General features: G+C 45.9%; 18 protein-coding genes. 13 read left to right on the plus strand and 5 right to left on the minus strand.

Going from position 1 to position 19,900, the window contains the following annotated elements; genetic code table 11:
* The first annotated feature begins 2 nt into the window (after nt 1-2).
* Both ACHUFW_RS09820 and ACHUFW_RS09825 read left to right on the plus strand, forming a co-directional pair.
* A complete protein-coding gene (locus ACHUFW_RS09820) occupies nt 3-572 on the plus strand; it encodes a cytochrome c oxidase assembly protein (RefSeq protein WP_394202615.1) in 570 nt (189 codons plus the stop codon).
* A complete protein-coding gene (locus tag ACHUFW_RS09825; protein ID WP_394202617.1) occupies nt 569-1,444 on the plus strand; it encodes a cytochrome c oxidase subunit 3 in 876 nt (291 codons plus the stop codon). The genes ACHUFW_RS09820 and ACHUFW_RS09825 overlap by 4 nt, the downstream gene beginning before the upstream one ends.
* A 7-nt stretch (nt 1,445-1,451) precedes the next feature.
* On the opposite strand, the gene ACHUFW_RS09830 is transcribed toward ACHUFW_RS09825, so the two are convergent.
* Nucleotides 1,452-1,670, minus strand: a complete 219-nt coding sequence (locus ACHUFW_RS09830; RefSeq protein WP_394202619.1) for a DUF2909 family protein — start codon at nt 1,668-1,670, stop codon at nt 1,452-1,454.
* 70 nt (nt 1,671-1,740) lie between these two features.
* On the opposite strand from ACHUFW_RS09830, the gene ACHUFW_RS09835 reads away from it, so the two are divergent.
* From ACHUFW_RS09835 to ACHUFW_RS09855, 5 genes are all read left to right on the plus strand, one after another.
* Nucleotides 1,741-2,439 carry an SURF1 family protein gene (locus tag ACHUFW_RS09835; RefSeq protein WP_394202620.1) on the plus strand — a complete coding sequence of 233 codons (699 nt, stop codon included), beginning with the start codon at nt 1,741-1,743 and terminating at the stop codon, nt 2,437-2,439.
* A gap of 120 nt (nt 2,440-2,559) precedes the next feature.
* Nucleotides 2,560-3,105: a hypothetical protein gene (locus ACHUFW_RS09840; protein ID WP_394202622.1), complete on the plus strand. Its 546-nt coding sequence runs from the start codon at nt 2,560-2,562 to the stop codon at nt 3,103-3,105.
* On the plus strand, nt 3,105-4,088 hold the full coding sequence (locus ACHUFW_RS09845) for a COX15/CtaA family protein (RefSeq protein WP_394202623.1): 984 nt from the start codon (nt 3,105-3,107) through the stop codon (nt 4,086-4,088). Before ACHUFW_RS09840 ends, ACHUFW_RS09845 begins: the two co-directional genes overlap by 1 nt.
* 12 nt (nt 4,089-4,100) lie before the next feature.
* A complete protein-coding gene (gene cyoE, locus ACHUFW_RS09850) occupies nt 4,101-5,003 on the plus strand; it encodes a heme o synthase (RefSeq protein WP_394202625.1) in 903 nt (300 codons plus the stop codon).
* 3 nt (nt 5,004-5,006) lie between these two features.
* The gene (locus tag ACHUFW_RS09855; protein ID WP_394202627.1) at nt 5,007-5,636 is read left to right on the plus strand and encodes an SCO family protein; all 630 of its coding nucleotides are present in this window, start codon (nt 5,007-5,009) and stop codon (nt 5,634-5,636) included.
* A gap of 87 nt (nt 5,637-5,723) precedes the next feature.
* Here ACHUFW_RS09855 and ACHUFW_RS09860 read toward each other — a convergent pair whose 3' ends face one another.
* Nucleotides 5,724-6,770, minus strand: coding sequence for a polysaccharide deacetylase family protein (locus tag ACHUFW_RS09860; protein ID WP_394202628.1), 1,047 nt, complete (start codon nt 6,768-6,770; stop codon nt 5,724-5,726).
* A gap of 21 nt (nt 6,771-6,791) precedes the next feature.
* On the opposite strand from ACHUFW_RS09860, the gene ACHUFW_RS09865 reads away from it, so the two are divergent.
* Complete coding sequence (locus ACHUFW_RS09865; RefSeq protein ID WP_394202629.1) at nt 6,792-8,138, plus strand: MATE family efflux transporter; 1,347 nt, start codon at nt 6,792-6,794, stop codon at nt 8,136-8,138.
* A 63-nt stretch (nt 8,139-8,201) separates the two neighbouring features.
* Here ACHUFW_RS09865 and nfuA read toward each other — a convergent pair whose 3' ends face one another.
* Entirely contained in the window at nt 8,202-8,777 is a 576-nt protein-coding gene (gene nfuA, locus ACHUFW_RS09870) for a Fe-S biogenesis protein NfuA (RefSeq protein WP_394202631.1), read from the minus strand.
* A gap of 190 nt (nt 8,778-8,967) precedes the next feature.
* Here nfuA and ACHUFW_RS09875 point away from each other — a divergent pair, with 190 nt between their 5' ends.
* Complete coding sequence (locus ACHUFW_RS09875; RefSeq protein WP_394202633.1) at nt 8,968-11,508, plus strand: M14 family zinc carboxypeptidase; 2,541 nt, start codon at nt 8,968-8,970, stop codon at nt 11,506-11,508.
* A gap of 23 nt (nt 11,509-11,531) precedes the next feature.
* Here ACHUFW_RS09875 and ACHUFW_RS09880 read toward each other — a convergent pair whose 3' ends face one another.
* Complete coding sequence (locus ACHUFW_RS09880) at nt 11,532-12,275, minus strand: ComF family protein (RefSeq protein WP_394202634.1); 744 nt, start codon at nt 12,273-12,275, stop codon at nt 11,532-11,534.
* A 240-nt stretch (nt 12,276-12,515) separates the two neighbouring features.
* Here ACHUFW_RS09880 and ACHUFW_RS09885 point away from each other — a divergent pair, with 240 nt between their 5' ends.
* From ACHUFW_RS09885 to ACHUFW_RS09900, 4 genes are all read left to right on the plus strand, one after another.
* Nucleotides 12,516-13,607, plus strand: a complete 1,092-nt coding sequence (locus ACHUFW_RS09885; protein WP_394202636.1) for an efflux RND transporter periplasmic adaptor subunit — start codon at nt 12,516-12,518, stop codon at nt 13,605-13,607.
* 1 nt (nt 13,608) lies between these two features.
* A complete protein-coding gene (locus ACHUFW_RS09890) occupies nt 13,609-16,668 on the plus strand; it encodes an efflux RND transporter permease subunit (RefSeq protein WP_394202638.1) in 3,060 nt (1,019 codons plus the stop codon).
* 130 nt (nt 16,669-16,798) lie between these two features.
* A complete protein-coding gene (locus ACHUFW_RS09895) occupies nt 16,799-17,734 on the plus strand; it encodes a LysR family transcriptional regulator (protein ID WP_394202640.1) in 936 nt (311 codons plus the stop codon).
* A 122-nt stretch (nt 17,735-17,856) separates the two neighbouring features.
* The gene (locus tag ACHUFW_RS09900) at nt 17,857-18,786 is read left to right on the plus strand and encodes a LysR family transcriptional regulator (protein ID WP_394202642.1); all 930 of its coding nucleotides are present in this window, start codon (nt 17,857-17,859) and stop codon (nt 18,784-18,786) included.
* 112 nt (nt 18,787-18,898) lie between these two features.
* Here the strand turns inward: ACHUFW_RS09900 and ACHUFW_RS09905 are convergent, their stop codons facing one another.
* Complete coding sequence (locus tag ACHUFW_RS09905; protein ID WP_394202644.1) at nt 18,899-19,852, minus strand: DUF2860 family protein; 954 nt, start codon at nt 19,850-19,852, stop codon at nt 18,899-18,901.
* Nucleotides 19,853-19,900 lie beyond the last annotated feature (48 nt).

Here is a 19,900-nt window from a genome sequence, read left to right on the forward strand (position 1 = left end):
CTATGAGTCAACCTACAGCGAAGTCGAATAAAAAGCTCATCATGATGCTAATCGCAGGTGCGGTGGGTATGTTTGGATTTGGCTTCGCTTTGGTACCGCTCTATGACGTCTTGTGTGAGCAACTTGGGATTAACGGCAAAACCCAAAGCACTGCCGTTGAATACACACCCATGACCATTGATGAGACACGAACCATCACCGTTGAGTTTATGGCGCAGATCCAAAGTGATCTGCCCTGGGAGTTCACCCCGGAAGTAAGGCGCATGAAAGTGCACCCTGGAGAGTTAGTACGTACTCACTACACGGCGTTTAATCTGTCTAATGCCAGTATTGTAGGCCAAGCTATCCCTTCTGTATCGCCGGGACAAGGTGCAGCCTACTTTAACAAAACCGAGTGTTTCTGTTTCAATCAACAGGCACTAGATGGCAAGCAAGATGCGGCGTTACCACTCATATTCTACGTAGATCCTGATCTACCAGAGTCTATTACCACCCTGACTCTGTCATACACTCTCTACAACATCACCGACAAAGGCTATGTCGCACGTGTTGAGCAAGGAGCAGAACAATGAATACTAAACATGAACACTACTATGTGCCCGCCCAAAGCGCTTGGCCGATTATTGGCGCAATTGGGTTATTTTTAATTGCAGTGGGCGCAGGCAGTTATATACAGCAGCTAGAAACCGAACAGACCAGTGGCGGCTATATTCTTACCGCTGGCATAGCCGTCATCCTGTACATGATGTTTGGCTGGTTTCGAGCAGTAATCAATGAATCAATGTCAGGCTTATATAGCCAACAGATGGATCGCTCATTTCGTCAAGGTATGAGCTGGTTTATCTTTTCTGAAGTGATGTTTTTTGCCGCTTTCTTTGGCGCCTTGTTGTATGCACGAATGATCGCAGTTCCTTGGCTTGGTGGCGCCTCAAACAACACCATGACCCATGAAGTATTGTGGCCAACATTTGAAGCGGTTTGGCCGCTAGTGAAAACGCCAGATGGCACCACTACAGAAGCTATGCCGTGGACAGGTTTACCCCTATACAACACACTCATCCTACTGGCATCTTCAGTCACTCTGCATTTTGCCCATGTTAGTTTAGAAAAATCGAAACGCAGTGCATTAACCGTGTGGTTAGCCATCACCATCGTGCTTGGTATCGCCTTTTTATGTCTGCAGGTGGAAGAGTATATCCATGCTTATCAAGAGATGGGGCTGACACTGGCATCTGGGGTCTACGGTAACACTTTCTTCTTGCTTACAGGCTTTCACGGCATGCACGTTACCTTGGGGACAGTGTTCTTGATCGTGCTGTTTTTTAGGATATTGAAAGGCCACTTCACTCCCGAAAGCCACTTTGCGTTCCAAGCCGGGAGTTGGTACTGGCACTTTGTCGATGTGGTGTGGTTATGCCTATTTGTTTTTGTTTACGTACTGTAATCACTCACTAATAAGGTCTTGGATTAGGTGCGATAACGCCTAATGCCAAGGCCAGCAATAACAGCACCACAACCAAAGCGGAAAACAGTACGCGACGGCCCAAAAACTGACTCATAGGGACATTCGTGTCGCCTTTTACCATCACAAACAATGCGCGGCCCAAATTAAATAAAATGAATAGCAGTAGCAGTACTAAAAGTAACTTAAGCAGTAGTGATAGCGTCATTCGCTCTCCTTTGCGTGTTTTGCTGCGTTCTAAAACCTTCGTGGTATTAGTTACTTTGATACTGTTTTCCGTGTTGGTCAAGTTAGGATTTTGGCAGCTAGCGCGTGCAGAGCAAAAACAGACTATCGCGGCTGATTTGGCCGAAAGACAACAAACAGGCCCACTCGACTTCCAACAACTGCTGACAAAATCGCACCAGCATTCGTTAACAGGCTTTACGGCAAAAATCCTGGTCACACCAAGTTCAAAGGGCACAATACTACTAGATAATCAAACATTTAAAGGTAAAGTTGGCTATTTGGCTTATCAATTAGTTCAACCCACAGCGAGCAACTATTTGCTGATGATGGAGCTTGGCTTCGTAGCTGCAGGCAAAGATCGCCAACAGTTACCTACTGTCGCCACGTTAGCCGCCCCGCAAGTGATACAAGGCCGGGTCTATCAAAAATCCATCAACCCTTTGAGCTCACAACTGCTCGCAGAAAACGGTTGGCCCATGCGTATTCAGAATCTCAATTTACCGCAATTGAGCGAACATTTAGGCCAACCTATTGCGCCATTTGTGGTGCAAGCGACCAATATTGAGGGTAACGAATTACCACAACCTTGGCAGCCCATTCCAATGGCAGCCAAGAAGCACATCGGCTATGCCGTTCAATGGTTTTCTTTGGCAGCTGCATTGATTGTATTGAGTGGTTATCTATTGATTTCAAAAACAAATAGCAGAAAACCTAGCGAAGATATTGCGAAACAACAAATGAGCGAGTAGGTTAGAAGTTAAACAACATCATATTTCTCCTAGCCGTCTCGGGAGTCAATATTCAGCACGCGGTAACCACAGCCAATGGCTTACAGTTACCGCCTAGGATAACAAACGAGAGGAGATGGAATGAACTCCCCAAAAAATAACGGCGCAAAGTCACTGATTGTTTTATTACTGGTATTTGTCATGCCAGTAGCAGTGGCGAAATTGGTGTTGGCATTTGACCTTTATCAGGGCGGAGCCACCAATAAAGGTGAATTACTCACCAGCGATATCACATACCAAAGCCTCGCCATCGACAACCCGTTACCGACCCACTGGCAACTGGTATACTTGGTTCCCCAAGACTGTGACCAACAGTGTCAAAATCGACTGTATATTCTCAAACAAAGCCACACGGCAATGGGCCGAGAACAAGAACGCATTCAGCCTGTTATTTTAACCAATCAACACAGCGACACCCGCTACCTTAGCGAATACGACTTCAACGTGACTGATATTGGTGCTCAGCAACCGTCAGTGTTAACCAAGCAAGCGGTGATCATTGTCGATCCACTTGGCTCGTTTGTTATGCGCTACCCCAACGTCAGTGATAAACAGCAACAGATTCTGCAAGGCAAGTCCATGGTGGCAGATCTACGTAAACTGTTAAAATTGTCGAGGGTTGGCTGATGCGATTACAAGCAGTACTGAAAATCACTTTAGTGTTTACACTGTGTGTTATTTTGATGGGCGCTTATACTCGCTTATCTGACGCTGGCTTGGGCTGCCCAGATTGGCCCGGTTGTTACGGTTTACTTAAAGTTCCGACTCAAGCCCATGAACTCAATGCGGCACAGTCTGCGTTCCCCGGTCATACCATCGAGCCCACTAAAGCATGGCTTGAGATGATTCATCGCTATATTGCCGGCGCCTTAGGGCTGTTGGTGCTGTACATCTTATATATTTGTCTACGCCAGCAAGAAACGCCAAAAAAACTACCAAGCTTCATTGCATTATTGATTGTATTTCAGGCGGCACTGGGCATGTGGACCGTCACCATGAAACTGATGCCCATTGTGGTCATGGCCCATCTTATCGGTGGTTTTAGTTTAATATCACTGTTGCTGCTACTGTATTTGCGCACTGGGCAAATTCGCATTCCCGGCGGCGATCCGCACATTCGTAAACTTGCGCCCTATGCCCTGATTTGCTTAGCCGTTTTAGTGCTGCAAATCATGCTTGGGGGCTGGACCTCATCTAACTATGCTGCGCTGTCATGCACGGTTTTACCTATCTGTGAAGGAGATTGGTACAACAAGCTAGATTTCATCACCGCGTTTAATCCTTTTCAAGGCCAACATGATACCTATGAATTTGGCGTACTCGATTATGCCGCGCGGATGACCATTCATGTTAGCCACCGAATTGGGGCAGTGATCACCGCTGTCATGTTAGTGATTTTGGCGGTCAAATTGCTCAAGCACTCTCAGTCAGCGTTATTAAAGCGCAGCGCTTGGGTATTGCTGGTATTACTGGCACTACAAATAGGACTCGGTATCAGTAACGTCGTCCTGCATCTACCACTCGGCATTGCCGTTTCTCATAATGGTGGCGCAGCTCTGCTGTTGTTAGCCATGGTTTTCATCAATTACGCCATTTGGCGTAAAGCATAGCGAGGTTTCATCATGGCTAAACCGCTAACTCTTTCCCAATCGCAGCCCCAAACCCTGCAATGGCGCGCCTATTTAGAAATGACCAAGCCAAAAGTTGTGGCGCTCATGTTATTGACCGTATTAGTTGGTATGTGTTTAGCGGTACCTGGCGCGGTACCGGTTATCCCTATGATTGCAGGGCTCGTCGGCATCGGCATGATGGCCGGTGCTGCCGCAGCTTATAATCACATGATTGACAGACGCATCGACGGTTTAATGGCGAGAACCTATAACCGCCCGTTACCAAAAGGCCGCGTATCCATATATCGTGCACTAACCTTTGCCACCAGCATGGCAGTGCTTGGTTTCATCTTGCTTTATGCTGTCGTTAATCCATTAACAGCATGGCTAACATTTGCCAGTTTAATTGGTTATGCAGTGATTTATACGGCTTACTTGAAACGGGCTACCCCACAAAATATTGTTGTCGGTGGTCTTGCTGGTGCGATGCCTCCGCTACTAGGCTGGACTTCCATCACCGGCGAATTTCATGGCCACGCTTTACTGCTAGTGATCATCATTTTTGCTTGGACTCCACCACACTTTTGGGCGTTAGCGATTCACCGTAAAGCGGAATATGCCAAAGTGGATGTGCCTATGTTACCTGTCACACATGGCGTCGAATTTACTAAAACCTGCATCTTACTCTATACCGTACTTTTAGCCGTGGCGTGCCTGTATCCGGTACTGGTAGGCATGTGCGGCCCCATTTACTTAATTGGCTCCACCCTACTGAGTTGTGGATTTATTTATAAAGCATGGCAGCTAAAATTCCGCGATAGACCTGGCCTTGCCATGGATGTGTTTAAATTCTCCATTTATCACTTGATGATTTTGTTCTTAGTGTTGCTTGTCGACCATTACCTATGGACTTAACCTATGCCTAAAGTGCTTTGGATTATTATCGCTGTTGCAGTCATGGCGGCGGGAAGCCTTACCGCCATGCGTTTTCAACAGCCGAAGGAATTACAACTACAAACCAGTTATGTATTACCTCAGGCCAGGCCTGTTGCACCCTTTAAACTGCAGGATCAATATGGCAACAGCTTCACTGAACATCAACTGTTGGGGAAATGGAGTTTAGTGTTTATTGGCTATACTTCCTGTCCCGATGTATGCCCTACCACAATGGGCAAACTATCTGCAGCCTATCCCAAGCTGAAACAGCAAATGGATATTCAAGTGATTTTCCTATCTGCCGATCCCGCCCGTGATAGCCAGGCACGTTTACTCGATTATATGAACTTCTTTAATCCTGAGTTCATTGCTATCACAGGTGAACATAAGCAGTTACTGCCGCTAAGCCGAGATTTGGGCTTTGTGTATGCCATGGTCGGGGATGGCGAGGATTATCAGGTAGACCACAGTGCTTCAATGACGCTAATTTCACCGCAAGGACTAAAAGTGGCAACGATTAAACCTAAATCATTAAAGCTTGGGCAGGTCCCACAAATCGCCAATGCAGCCATGATCAGCGATGTGCTCGCCATTGCAGCAAACCAGAGTTAATTAATACCAATCAAACTAAAAAGCCACCGAAATCGGTGGCTTTTTTACTTAATAGCGGCATTATACCAATCGGGATAAGAAAGTGGTCTACTCCGCTATCCAAGTACCATCATCTTTAGGACGCACCCAAGCTTGAGAGAACCAATAGTAGCGGCCAGATGATTTACTCGGTACGGTGCAATTATAACGAGAGCGCCCAGGTGGTAAATCAACGTCCGCTTGTATGGTAAATTGGTTTTCACTCAGCCACAGCGGTTTCTTGCCGCCTTGGCCTTGAACAAAACACATCAATTGATGAGGATAAATATCGTCCATATCTAGCGTTACTGTAAGCGCTGGACGCCACTGACCATTACTGAGCTCTGGGTTACTCAAGCTAAGCGACGTCACAGGCATATTCAAACTGTGTAATTTAACTTTTAAACTCGACAAATCAGCATACACACCAGCAACAGGAAAACGGGGAATAGCTGTCATATTGGTGTAAGCCCCGACAGCACCACTTTGTTGACCTAATCCAACATAGCCGTGGCGCTGCAATAGCTGCTCAATTGCGCTGTTGTACTCACCATAAGGATATGCCAACATTTTGAAATTGTGACCAATATTGTCAACAATGGCCGCTTCTGTATCGAGAATGCTTTGCTCGATTCGCGCCAACCATTGCGAGTCAGATTCATCGGCTAACTTACGCACTAAATGTTCATGGGCCCAACTATGATTGGCAATTTCAGCACCCTCTTTGGCTAGGCGCTTGAGCGTATCCCAACTCATCATTTCGCTGTATTGTTTCTCAATCGGCTCAATCGCAATAAAGATAGTGTATGGGAACCCATATTCCTTTAAGATGGGATGCGCTGTATCAGCAATATTGTTGTAGCCGTCATCGAAGGTGATCACCACCGTTTTGTCAGCTAACGCCTTGCCCGCTTTAATGCTGTTTAGCACTTCAGACAAGGGCTTAACAACAAATTGATTCTGTTTTAGATATTCCATCTGCTCACGAAACTGCTCAGGCGTCACACTGGTAATAGCAGGCGTATCGGTAGCCACATGGTGATATTGTAAAATCACTGCGCCATGGGATGAAAAACTCACCATCGCGATCAGTAACATGATCATACGTTTAAACATACTGTATACCTTTGAGAATCTATGTCGCCGCTAGCCCTACTATTCGACAGACAAAAAAATAAACAACTATTGGCACTGGCTTTGCCAATGATCTTGTCCAATATCACGGTGCCCTTGCTGGGCTTAGTCGATACTGCCGTGATTGGTCACCTAAGTAATGCTTATTATTTAGGCGGAGTCGCTGTTGGGTCAACGATTATAACCCTAATTCTATGGATATTAGGCTTTTTGCGCATGGCCACCACAGGCTTGGTCGCACAAGCTTATGGAGCTAACGATACCCAACTGCAATTTCGTTTATTAATCCAAGCTGCAAGTTTAGCACTCATTTTAGGGATATTTGCAATTGCGATGCAGTACCCCACCGTGCAAGCAGCCATGGCACTATCCGATGCCAGTGCGGCCGTTGAGCAGTATTGCCGCGAATATTTCCATATTCGTATTTGGTCAACGCCATTTGCCTTACTTAACCTGGTGTTACTGGGTTGGCTACTGGGTCGACAGCAACCTCAGGCAGCCATGTGGCAACTGATTGTCGCCAACTGCGTCAATATTATCCTTGATGTTGCCTTTGTTATTGGTTTAGACATGGGCGTAAAAGGGGCTGCTTGGGCATCGGTATTGGCTGATATTGCCGGCTTTTGTGTGGCCGGTACTATGGTATTGCAGCAACTCAACAAGCTGCCCGACTTGTCTTTTACCTCGACAGTGAAACAACTTTCACTGAGTAGCTACCGCCAATTACTGAGCCTCAACGCAGATATTTTTGTTCGTAGCCTTTGTTTGCAGTCTACGTTTGCTTTTATGACATTTTACGGTGCAGGTTTAGGTGATAGTACGGTCGCGGCAAATGCGGTACTGCTTAATTTATTACTACTGATCTCCTATGCACTTGATGGTGTGGCCTATTATGCCGAAGCTGAAGTCGGGCGCGCATTTGGTGAACGTAATCGACAACGCTTGCAGCAGTCTGTCACCTTAGCGCTAATGTGGTCAGCGATTGCTGCCGTGGGGTTTTGCCTGGTGTTTGCATTGGCAGGCAGCCAAATCATTGCACTACTGACCAACATTGAAGAGGTGCGCAACGTGGCAAATGCCTACCTGATTTGGGTGATATTTTTGCCTTTACTCGCGTTTGGCTCTTACCTGTTTGATGGGGTTTACATTGGCGCAGCCAAGGGCAAGGTCATGCGCAACAGCATGTTAGTGTCTACCTTAGGTGTGTTTTTCCCCACTTGGTTTTTGCTTCAAGCCAGCGGTAATCATGCACTATGGGCCGCAATGAGCTTGTTTATGCTCAGTCGCAGCGCACTACTTGCGATGCATTATTTCAGTCGCTTGCGCCACCAAAGCTTAACCAGCGCCTAAACATAAAAAAAGCGAGCTATCTGAGCTCGCTTTTTCAATCAAACTGGCTTAAATCAAACTCGCTTATTGGTATGAATGATCGCCATGTTGATGTTCAGTGACATCTTTCACGCCAGTTAGCTCGCCCGGGAACATATCGAGAAGTTGTTTCTCAATACCGTCCTTCAATGTCACATCAACCATTGAACAACCGTTACAACCACCACCAAACTGCAATACCGCCACGCCATCTTCAATATCCACTAGCATGATGTTTCCACCATGGCTTGCAAGCTGCGGGTTGATTTCAGATTGAATCACATACTCAATGCGCTCTTTTAACGGTGCATCACTGCTAACCTTGCGCATTTTTGCATTAGGCGCTTTTAAGGTTAATTGTGACCCCAACTGGTCAGTGACAAAATCAATAGAGGCATCTTCTAAGAAAGGGGCACTCTTCTCATCAACCATAGCATTAAAGCCATTAAACTCTAATTCCATGTCATCGGCTTCAACAGCGTCCGGCGGACAATATGATACGCCGCACTCCGCAGATGGTGTGCCAGGACTAATAACGAAAACGCGAATATGAGTTCCTTCAGGCTGATCAGCTAGAAGCTTTACAAAATGTGCCTGAGCTGCATCGGAAATGGTGATCATTAAGACTTGCTCCGTCAGGTTAAACCCGAGTGTTTTAGTAAGAATTAACGGTATGATACTCCTACTGTGGTCAGCTTTGTAGTCTTGATTACATTTTGTAGAGCTTTTTTTGTTAAAGAAAACGGCATTTTTTTTACGACTGAGCTATAGTAACCCAGCAAATCAAATAATAATTTAACTAGAAAATACAATGATAAAGATTCGCTCAGCCCTGCAAACATTACTGTTAATTGCATGCTATTGTTGCCTATCTCTGCCCGCTAAAGCAGACGATAAAAAGGTGAACTCTATCGCAAATTCAGCCATTACTTCCCCAGAGGAGTTTTTAGGCTACCCATTAGGTCAATGGCATTTACGCCACGACCAACTGCAGTTTTATCTACAAACCTTAGCCCAGCAAAGCCCGCGGATCAGTCTAGAGCACACAGGCCGTAGCCATGAACATCGCCAACAAATAACGGCAATAGTGACTTCAGAAGCCAACCAAAAACAACTGGCGAGCATTTTACAACAGCGACAACAAGTAAAAGCGGGGCAGAAGCAAACTGGACCGCTAATCATTTGGCTTGCTTACTCCATCCATGGTGATGAAGCCAGTGGCGCCCACGCCGCGTTGCAGTTACTGCATCAGCTGGCCAGCGCCAACGATGACTGGACCAGAAAACTGTTAGATCAAGCCGTTGTATTGGTGACCCCCAGCCAAAATCCAGATGGGCTAGACCGCTTTGCCACCTGGACCAACAACTATACCGGCGTCAATAAGGTCAGCGACCCAGAACACAATGAACATAAGCAAGCTTGGCCTCGAGGGCGTCGCAATCATTACTTTGCAGACTTAAACCGCGACTGGCTATTCCTAAGGCACCCCGAATCTCAAGGCCGCGTAGCGTTATTCCATAAATGGCAACCTCACTATGTGGGCGATTTTCACGAAATGGGCCACAATCAAAGTTATTTCTTCCAACCCGGCGTGCCTGACCGTACCCACCCACTAACGCCAAAAGAAAACCAGCAATTAACAGAAAAGTTAGCCGACTATCATCGCCAGGCGTTAGATGCTCGTCAGCAAAGTTATTTTAGTAAACAACTATTTGATGATTTTTATTATGGTAAAGGCTCCACCTACCCAGATATCAATGGCTCTGTTGGGGTGTTGTTTGAGCAAGCCAGTGCACGAGGGCAAATACAGGACTCTCGTAATGGTCCGGTGCACTTAAGTGAAGCCATTAGTAACCAATTAGCGACCTCCTACTCCAGCTTAAAAGGTGCCTTAGCACTTAAAGATGAGCTTGTAGAGTACCAGCAACTGTTTTACGGCCGTAAAGACAAACACACGCCAAAGGGAAAAGAAGCGGGACTGCTTATCTCAACATCGGGCGATACGCAACGCCGAAATGATTTAGCTGCGACCTTAGCCCAGCATCAAATTGTGTTCTTCTATCTGCCAAAAGCCATATCACAAAGTCATATTCAGTTTGCCACTGATGACGCGTTATTCATCCCTATCAATCAACCGCAGAAAAGCCTTCTGCTGGCCATGTTTGATGAGCGAACCGAGTTTGAAAATGCCACCTTTTACGATGTGTCCACTTGGAACTTGGCCCATGCGTATAACCTGAAGATTAAGCGTAACGTTAATCTCAACATTGATACGCTGAGTATCGAGCCCAGTATTTTCCAGCAAGCCATGTGGCCCGATAACAGTGTGGCACTGCTGGTTGATTGGCAGCAGGGCAAGGCTGCACCACTATTACAACAGCTGTTATCCCAGCAAATATTAGTTAAATTCGCCGGCAAACCTTTTGAGATAAAAGCGCCAGTAACCGCAAAACAGTATGTGGCTGGCAGCTTAATGATTCCATTGAAGCAAGCAAACATCAGCGCAGAACAGATAAAACAACAAGTCAGTGAACTTGCCAATGCGTTACAGCTTAAAGTGGATGCCACCACAACCAGTGCAGCCCGCACAGGGATTGATTTAGGTAGCCCAGACTTTCATAGTATAAAGCCGATAAAACCTATGATAATCACAGGTTATGGCACCGACCCAGAAGAGGTCGGTCAACTGTGGTATTACCTAGATAAGGTCCTCGGTATACCATTAACCCAAATTGATAGCCCACGGCTAAGCAAAGTGGACTTGCGACCCTATAGCCATGTGATTATGGCCGATGGTAACTACGACAACCTCAATGAGCGATATGCACGTAAATTAGGCCAGTTTATGAATAATGGCGGCGTGATCATTGCACAAAAAGGCGCATTGACCTGGCTGTCAAAACACAACCTACTCAAGGCCGATATTCGTAATAAGCGTTATTTCCAGCAATTGTTTGACCAAGACAATTTAAGCTTTGCCCAAAAGTCACAACTTAAAGCCAAACAAGCAATCGGCGGCGCCATTGTCGGATTACAACTCGACACTAGTCACCCCATTAACTTTGGCTTAGGGCAGGATAATTTGCCGATTTTAAAGAATAAGGTGTTTGGATTTAGCCCATCAAGTAAAGCATTTAATATTGCAGCGCGATATCAGCCAGAGCCCCTTATCGATGGCTATTTGGCCGCTGAATATCAACATGCATTAGCCAACACTCCCGCCATCGTCGTCGAGCCTAATGGTAAAGGCGCATTGGTGGCATTTGCTGATAATTTGGTATTTAGAAATATTTGGCTAGGCTCTCAAAAAAGCTATGCCAATGCGCTGTATTTTATCCCTCAGCTACATTAGCCGCTAGGGAATTGGCCCTGGCTTTAGCCCGTCAGTTGTGGCGCTTCTGCTCGGGCTAAGCACCACACTTGTACATGAACACCATGTTGCGCCAACAATTGCGCAATGGCGGCGACTGTAGTGCCCGTTGTCACCACATCGTCAATCAAGGCAATCCGTTGATAGCTGATTGGCCGAGCTAAAGTAAAGGCGTCATCAACATTAATGCGCCTTTGCTTACCTGATAAGCCAGCTTGCGGCGGTGTATCTGTAATGCGCATCACGCAGGCATCTTCAATGGGTAAGCTTAATGCACGACTTAAGCGTTGGCTGATCAGCCAAGCTTGATTAAAGCCGCGTTGACGTAATCTATTGCCATGCAAAGGCACAGGAATCAAAGCTTGCGGTAACCGAATCCATTGCTGGCGAAGCGCGTACTCAATGCGTGCAACTAATTGCTGTGATAATGGCGGCAGCGCGGCAAACTGAGTTTGATATTTAATGGCGGCAACCCACTGGCCCAAACCATCATAATAGCGGCAAGCGGCGATCACCACTAACGGTTGCTGCCGCTGACAACCACCACAATACTTTGCCGCAATCACCAAAGGTTTACCGCAGCCCAAGCAAGTATGATGCTGATACACACTGATTGCTATGCAATAGCCACAAACACCTTGGCTATCCTGCTCCACCTGTTGGTGGCACATTAGGCAGCGATTAGGCAGCCCGGCAGTGAGCCACCGCCAACCCTTTTGCAGCCAACTCCAAATTCGACTCTGTTTCATGCGCTCATCCGTAAGCCATGTTGTGATAATTACCGTCCCTGAGCTGCAAACTATAGGCTAAAAATGCGCTTAATGCCCTCGCCATTTCTCATTGAATAATCTGTTACTGCAAAAATGAATAACTCTTATACGTCGAGATAAAAAACAGTCTCGTTAGACTTGTCACTAACAACAAGGTGTCGATGACAAGTGCGGTTATTCACGGTCACGACCAATTAATTAATTTATTTGGAGATGGTTGTGAAATACATAGCCCCAGTCACTGTTAAATCCCTCGTTCCTAAAGCCACTGCTATCGCTGTTATGCTTTCAACTGCTGCATTACTGAGTGGATGCAGCCCTAAAGTGGATTCAAGCACCACCTCTGACATAGTGCGTCCCGTTTATGTTGAGCTCGCCAGCAATACTGCAATAGCGGATCTGTCTTTTAATGGCACCATCCACTCAGCGAGTCGCGCAGAACTTTCGTTTCGCACCAGTGGTCGCTTGGTTGAAGTACTTGTACAAGAAGGCGACTATGTTGAAAAAAATCAACTCATCGCCAAGTTAGATGATGCTGATGCCAAGATTGCACTCAGTGCGACCGAAATTGAACTCAACAATGCCCGCTCTGAATACCTAAGAGCCAAGACCTTGTTTGAAAACCAGCAATCAATTTCAAAAAGCCAATTTGAAGAGCTGACGCTGCGTTTCAGCTTAGCCAAAAACCAGCACAAAGAAGCTATACGCCGACTTGAAGACACTGCGTTAAAAGCACCTTTTTCCGGCGTGGTCAGCCGTCGCTTTGTCGATAATCACGTGTTAGTGCAAAGCAATGAAGCCATTGTTGTATTGCACGATCTCAATGATCTGGAAGCTGTTATCCATGTACCCGAAACGCTCATGACCCGTAACACCCAAGTGGGTCAAATCTATGCGCAATCGACCATTGCGCCTTTTGAGCAATTTAACCTGAGTCTAAAAAAATATGAAACAGAGCCAGACAGTGTCACGGGGACTTATGCGGTCACTTTCACCGTGCACACCGATGCCCAAAGCCGTCTGCTTCCTGGGATGAATGTCCATGTGTTTTCGGCAGAAGTTCACAGTGATTCACAAACCATCCAAATCCCCTTATCGGCGATATCTCCTGACAATATGGGTCAGCAATTTATCTGGATCGTCGATGAGCAAAATACCCTGCAAAAACGCCAGGTGGTTACCGGCAGCTTAAGCGGTGAGCGAGTCAATATCCAAGCCAACTTAGCGGTTGGTGAGCAGGTGGTGATATCTGGTACTCAAAATCTACAAGTCGGCCTTTTGGTGCGCCCTGAGCAAGTGGAGGTTAACTAATATGAATATTGCACAACATACTATTGCCAAGCGCACCAGTGTTTGGGTGCTTATCGCGCTAATGTTAATTGGCGGCTATATCAGTTACATGAAACTAGGTCGCTTTGAAGATCCTGAGTTTGTTATCCGTCAATCAGTGATTGTCACGCCGTACCCAGGCGCAACCGCCCAAGAAGTCGCCGACGAGGTCACCGATGTCATTGAAGGTGCCGTCCAATCACTTCAAGAAGTGCAAGAAATCACCTCAGTATCCAAACAGGGCGTATCGGAAGTCACCGTTGAAATCAAACGTGAATTTTCACATACGGAAGCCGAGTTACAACAAGTTTGGGACAAGCTAAGACGCAAAATTAACGATGCACAGCGTTCACTGCCACCAGGCGCTGGCGCGCCGATCGTCAATGATGATTTTGCTGACGTTTTTGCCCAGTTTTATGCCGTCACGGCTGAAGGCTACAGTGACAAACAACTGCAAGATTATGTCGATACCCTACGCCGAGAACTCGTGTTAGTCCCTGGGGTCTCTAAAACAGCCACATTAGCCGAGAAGCAAGAGACCATTTTTGTGGAAATATCCAGTGAGCGACTTGCCAATTTTGGCGTGTCAGCCCAACAGGTCTATCAGGTGCTAGAAAAGCAAAACATTGTCACCGTTGCTGGTGCAATGGATGCTGATGGCATGCGGGTATCGGTGATTCCTAGTGCTAATGTTAGCTCTTTCGAGCAACTGAAGATGCTACAAATTGCCCTAGGTGATAACCAGACAGTCATGCGCTTACAAGATATCGCTAATGTCACTCGTGGCTATGAAGAGCCTGCTTCAGTATTAATGCGTTACAACGGCATGCGTGCGATTGGCTTAGGGATTTCCAATGTGGCCGGTGGCAATGTGGTGGAAATGGGCGATGCGGTAAAAGCACGCTTAGCAGAATTAGAGAGCCTACGCCCCCACGGCATTGAATTGCATGAAATCTCGATTCAATCAGATTCGGTGCGCGACTCGGTCGCTGACTTTATCAATAATCTCATTGCCGCGGTAGTGATTGTATTTTTGGTGTTACTACTATTTATGGGGGTCAGAACCGGCATCGTCATTGGCTTTGTGTTAACCCTGACTGTGGCAGGCACATTGGTGGTGATGCTCATTGATGATATCGCCATGCAACGCATATCCTTAGGCGCATTGATTATTGCCCTAGGCATGCTAGTCGACAATGCCATCGTGGTCACTGACGGCGTATTAAGTCGCCTAAAGAAAAACCCCGATGCTGACAAGCAAACGGTGATCAACGATATCGTCAACGAGACCAAATGGCCCCTGCTTGGTGGCACCATTGTGGGTATCTGTGCATTTAGTGCCATTGGTCTTTCGCCATCAAATATGGGCGAATATGCGGGATCACTGTTTTGGGTAATTCTCTATTCGATGTTCCTAAGCTGGGTACTGGCGATTACAGTAACACCCTTGTTGTGCCACGACTTTTTGAAGGTAAACAAGCAAGCCCAAGACAAGCCACCAGCTAAAGTGGCAATTTGGTATCGCTCGTCTTTAGAATGGGTTCTCAACAATCAGCTCAAAAGCCTAGGTGTGGTATTAGCGGTATTTGTACTTGGAGTGAAAATGTTTAGCTATGTGCCACCAGGCTTTATGCCAGAATCACAACGCGAGCAGTTTGTCATTGACGTGTTCTTGCCCCAAGGCACAGATATACGCACCACCGAGGCGGTCATGCTGGACATTGAACACGACGTTCTGTCAAAAGCCGGTGTGACTAACACTACGAGCTTTATCGGCTCTGGCGGACTGCGTTTCATGTTGACTTACTCGCCTGAAGCGCAAAATACCAGTTACGCCCAAATGCTGGTTGATGTCAGCGATTTCAACATCATCGAGCCGTTGATTGCAACATTGCAAGCAGAGCTTAGTGAACGCTACGAGCAAGCTTCAGTCAATGTCTGGAAGTTTATGCTTGGCCCTGGCGGCGGTAAAAAAATTGAGGCAGCTTTTAGCGGCCCAGATAGCCAAGTCTTAAGAGGGTTGGCTGAGCAAGCAAAGCAAATTATGGCCGACAATCCAGAGCTTATTGCTGTGCAAGATGACTGGCGCCAACAGGTACCTGTTATTCGCCCAGTGTACGCATCAGATAGAGCCCAACAGTTTGGTTTAACCACCCAAGAGCTCAATCAAGCATTAGCACAATCTTTAGTTGGACAACAGGTAAGTGTATATCGTGAGGGCAATGACCTGATTCCGATTGTGGTACGCGCCCCAGAGCACGAGCGTAATCATGATAGAAGTATTGAGAACACCCAAGTGTTTAGCTCTACTGCTAACAAGTACCTGCAACTGTCGCAGTTTGTTGAGCGCGTTGATCTAGACTGGCAAGATTCAATGCTCAGACGTATTGATCGCGTACCGACAATTATGGCGCAAGCCGATCCTCGCGCTGGCGTGTTAGCCTCTGAAGCCTTAGCAACGGTGAAACAACAGATTGAGCAGATCCCTTTACCTGTGGGTTATCAGCTTGAATGGCACGGCGAATATAAAGACGCCAAAGAAGCCGACGAAGGCTTAATGATTGCAGCCCCCTATGGTTTTGCTGCCATGGTATTAGCCGTAGTGTTTATGTTCAACGGCATACGTCAGGCATTGGTGATCTGGTGCACTGTGCCATTGGCTGTACTGGGCGTTGCTGTTGGATTGGTTATATTCCAAACACCATTTGAGTTTATGGCGACACTAGGATTCTTAAGCTTAGTGGGCATGATGGTAAAAAATGCCATTGTTCTGGTCGACCAAGCAGAGAATGAGATCCGTGACGGCAAAGAGGCTTATGACGCCATTATTGAAGCAGCCATGAGCCGAGCCAGACCGGTAATATTAGGTGCTACCACCACTATACTGGGTGTGGCGCCACTACTGGTTGATCCTTTCTTCAAGAGCATGGCGGTGACAATTATGTTTGGTTTGCTGTTTGCCACGGTACTGACTTTAGTGGTTATTCCACTGAACTACGCGCTGTTCTTCCGGGTAAAACCTAAAGCCACGCTAGTTAAATAGCGAGCCATCTCTATCAACGGCAAGCCCGAATTAGTGCGGGCTTGCTTTATCCATAGCCATACCAACAACACAGTTCAGCGTCGCAGAACCCTTGTTACGTCATGGCAATCGATACGTAAGTGAAGTGACTATGAAAAACAATCTCGAACAGCTAGATCTCAACCTATTGCGGCTTTTGAAAGTGGTCGTAGACACCCGAAACACCTCTGTGACTGCCGAGCGATTAGGAATTTCTCAGACCAGTGTCAGTAGAGGGCTAGCAAAGCTCAGAGACACCTTTGGTGATCAGCTGTTTATTCGTAAAGCCCATGGTGTAGAACCATCCGAGTTAGCAGAAAAGCTGGCCGTAGCGGCTGAGCAAATGCTCAGCCCTTTTACGCAAGTGCTCGATGCTTATCAAAGTTTCGACGCAACAGAATATCAAGGTAATATTGTCATTGCCTGTGAGCTGACACTGTTAGATATTTTTGGCAACGGCTTATACCAATCATTAAGGCAAGCCTTACCGCAAGCCAAATTTAAGCTGGTTTATTGGCAATCGCAATCACTACAAGCGGTGTTGGAACGTAATATCGACTATGTGTTGCATTACAGTATGTACAACTTTCCACAGGATATTTATACCCACCACTTATCTAACATCGCGCTTAATTTAGTCGCCCGTAAAAATCACCCAATCCTTACGACAACCTCTGACTGGCAAGCGATCAAAGATATTGCAATTGTTAAACACGCTTCTGATTCTGCAGCAAAATACGACGTTTATGATGAGCTATTTATCACCCAAGGTATCGAGCCCAATATTTCGCTAGTAAGCCATAGCGTGCCAATCATCATTGATAAACTGGTTCATTCTGACGCCATTTCCATCAACAGCAGTTACCTTCTCAAAAATAACCAGCAACTTGCCTGTTATCCACTGCCACCTATGCCCGAACGTTTAAAAGCCTTATCGGTATCAGGGGGTTACTTGCAGTCGCGCCGCGGCTACCCGTTAAACCAGTTACTTCACCAAACCATTCAAGACTTTTTTAACACCATTACCCAACCTGCACTGCATAAGTAGTTATTACTGTTAACGCCAGAATCCATCCCCAACAGCTTTGGCTTGTGAGTAATAACTGCTGACTATTTAGCTGTTTATGCTATGTTGTCAGTATAGATAATGGCATTAAATAGCGGTGAGTCATGGAGAAACATCTAGACAATCTAGATTTAAACTTATTGCGATTGTTAAAAGTCGTGGTTGAAACCCGCAACACCTCGGTTGCTGCGGAGAAGTTAGGGATATCACAAACCAGTGTCAGCCGCGGTATGGCTAAGCTTAGGGAAACGTTTGGCGACCAGCTGTTTATTCGCAAAGCCCATGGTGTTGAACCATCAGAGTTAGCAGAAAAACTGGCCGAAGCGGCTGACAATATGCTGCTACCTTTTGCGGAAGTATTAGAAGCTTACTCGGCATTCGACCCGCTGCAATATCAAGAATCGGTGGTTATTGCGCTTGAAGTCAGCTTACTGGAAATGTTCGGTAAAGGTTTGTATCGGGCACTCAGTGCAGCCCTTCCTCAAGCTAAGTTAAAACTGATTTATTGGCAAGAAGGCTCATTGCAAAATATGCTTGATAGGCAACTGGATTATTTGGTGCATTTTAGCTTATACCCTCTACCACAAGATATTTATACCCACCACCTATCCAATATTGCCGTCAATTTAGTCGCTAAAAAAAACCACCCGGTGCTCAGCAAGTCTTCTGATTGGGAAGCTATACACGCCTTACCTTTAGTCAAACTGGTCTCTAACGCGATTAACGCAAAACACGATCCGTTTGATGAAATTGCTATTGCCAGAGGCTACCAGCCAAATATTTGCCTAGTCACTCACAGCATTCCAATCGCAGTGGATAAACTGCTCAATAGTGATGCAATCAAATTCAGTAGTAGTTACCTACTAACTCACAGTGATGGGCTCGAATGCTATCCATTACCGACGCTGCCCAAAGAATTACAAGAGGTGAGCGTAGTTGGAGGGTATTTACAGTCAAAGCGGGGTTATCCACTGAATCAATATTTACACCAAATCGTGCAATCTTTTTTTAATGGCATCATTCAGCCTAAATAACAAACATAAAGTTATAAACAAAAAAACAACAAATAAAACCCCAAACAATAAAGTATTATTTGGGGTCTTTATTTAACTTCTAAAAAACTAAAGTATCAGTTGCAATTAACCATTAAAATTTATAACTTAATCCAATCGTCGCTAAATAATCATCACTTTTATAAAAATCAATATTAGTGTCGTTTACATTGATACCCGCAAATGAGACTAAACTCCAATTTTCCCAGCCACCAATATTGGCATACTCATAAGCTAAAAATAACTTGTGGCGATGATCTTCGCGGGTTTTACTATAAATCGGGTTATAACCCTCATATTCACGGTAGGCATAGCCACCCGTCACCGCAAAAGTGTGGGCATTATGACTAACAAAGTAAGTCATCTCTAGTTCATACTGGTCATAGGTTTGCGCCTCACCATCGGCGTCATTATGCACATAGCCAACACTGGTCATCAGTCCCATTTGCGGGGTAAATAGCTGGGTATAGCTACCTTTGATGTAGTACATTTCACTGTCTCGAAGCAGTTCAGAATATTGAATATCCTCATGCTCAATTTCTGTGGTGGCATAAGCCATATCCAGCGAAAACCCTGATCCCCAAATGTTATTAAACTGCAGTCTATAGGCATGACCTTCAATGTCCGTTTCTTTACGGTGCCCTTCTAAATAAGGGTTTTGCCAAACTTCACCAGAAAGCACCGTCGGTAAATAGGCAATATCGATTTGCGTGCCGTTTTGCATGTCAAACTGATAGCCAATTTCAAATGCTAAGTCACCCACGGCTAAATCATCACGGGAGGTACCAATATAAAAACGTTGATTGCGATTCTCACCTAAATCGTAGGCAATATTACCCAACACCATACCGATAAACTCCTCACTATGGTTCCCCTTTTTCGTGTTATCACCAAGCAGTGCATCGCTTTCTACACTGAGATTTGAATTAGTTGACTTAAAGCCACTACCAAAGATTAGCTCACCACTCCACCTTGATGATTCTGATGCCATTGCGCCAGCAGATAATACAGATAGGATTGCTGCAGATAAAATCGTTTTTGTGTTCATTTCAATATCTCTCATTAATAAGTTTGTTAATTGCTCTCGTTTGATGAG

This window comes from Shewanella waksmanii (assembly GCF_043643685.1).
Classification (GTDB): domain Bacteria; phylum Pseudomonadota; class Gammaproteobacteria; order Enterobacterales; family Shewanellaceae; genus Shewanella; species Shewanella waksmanii_A.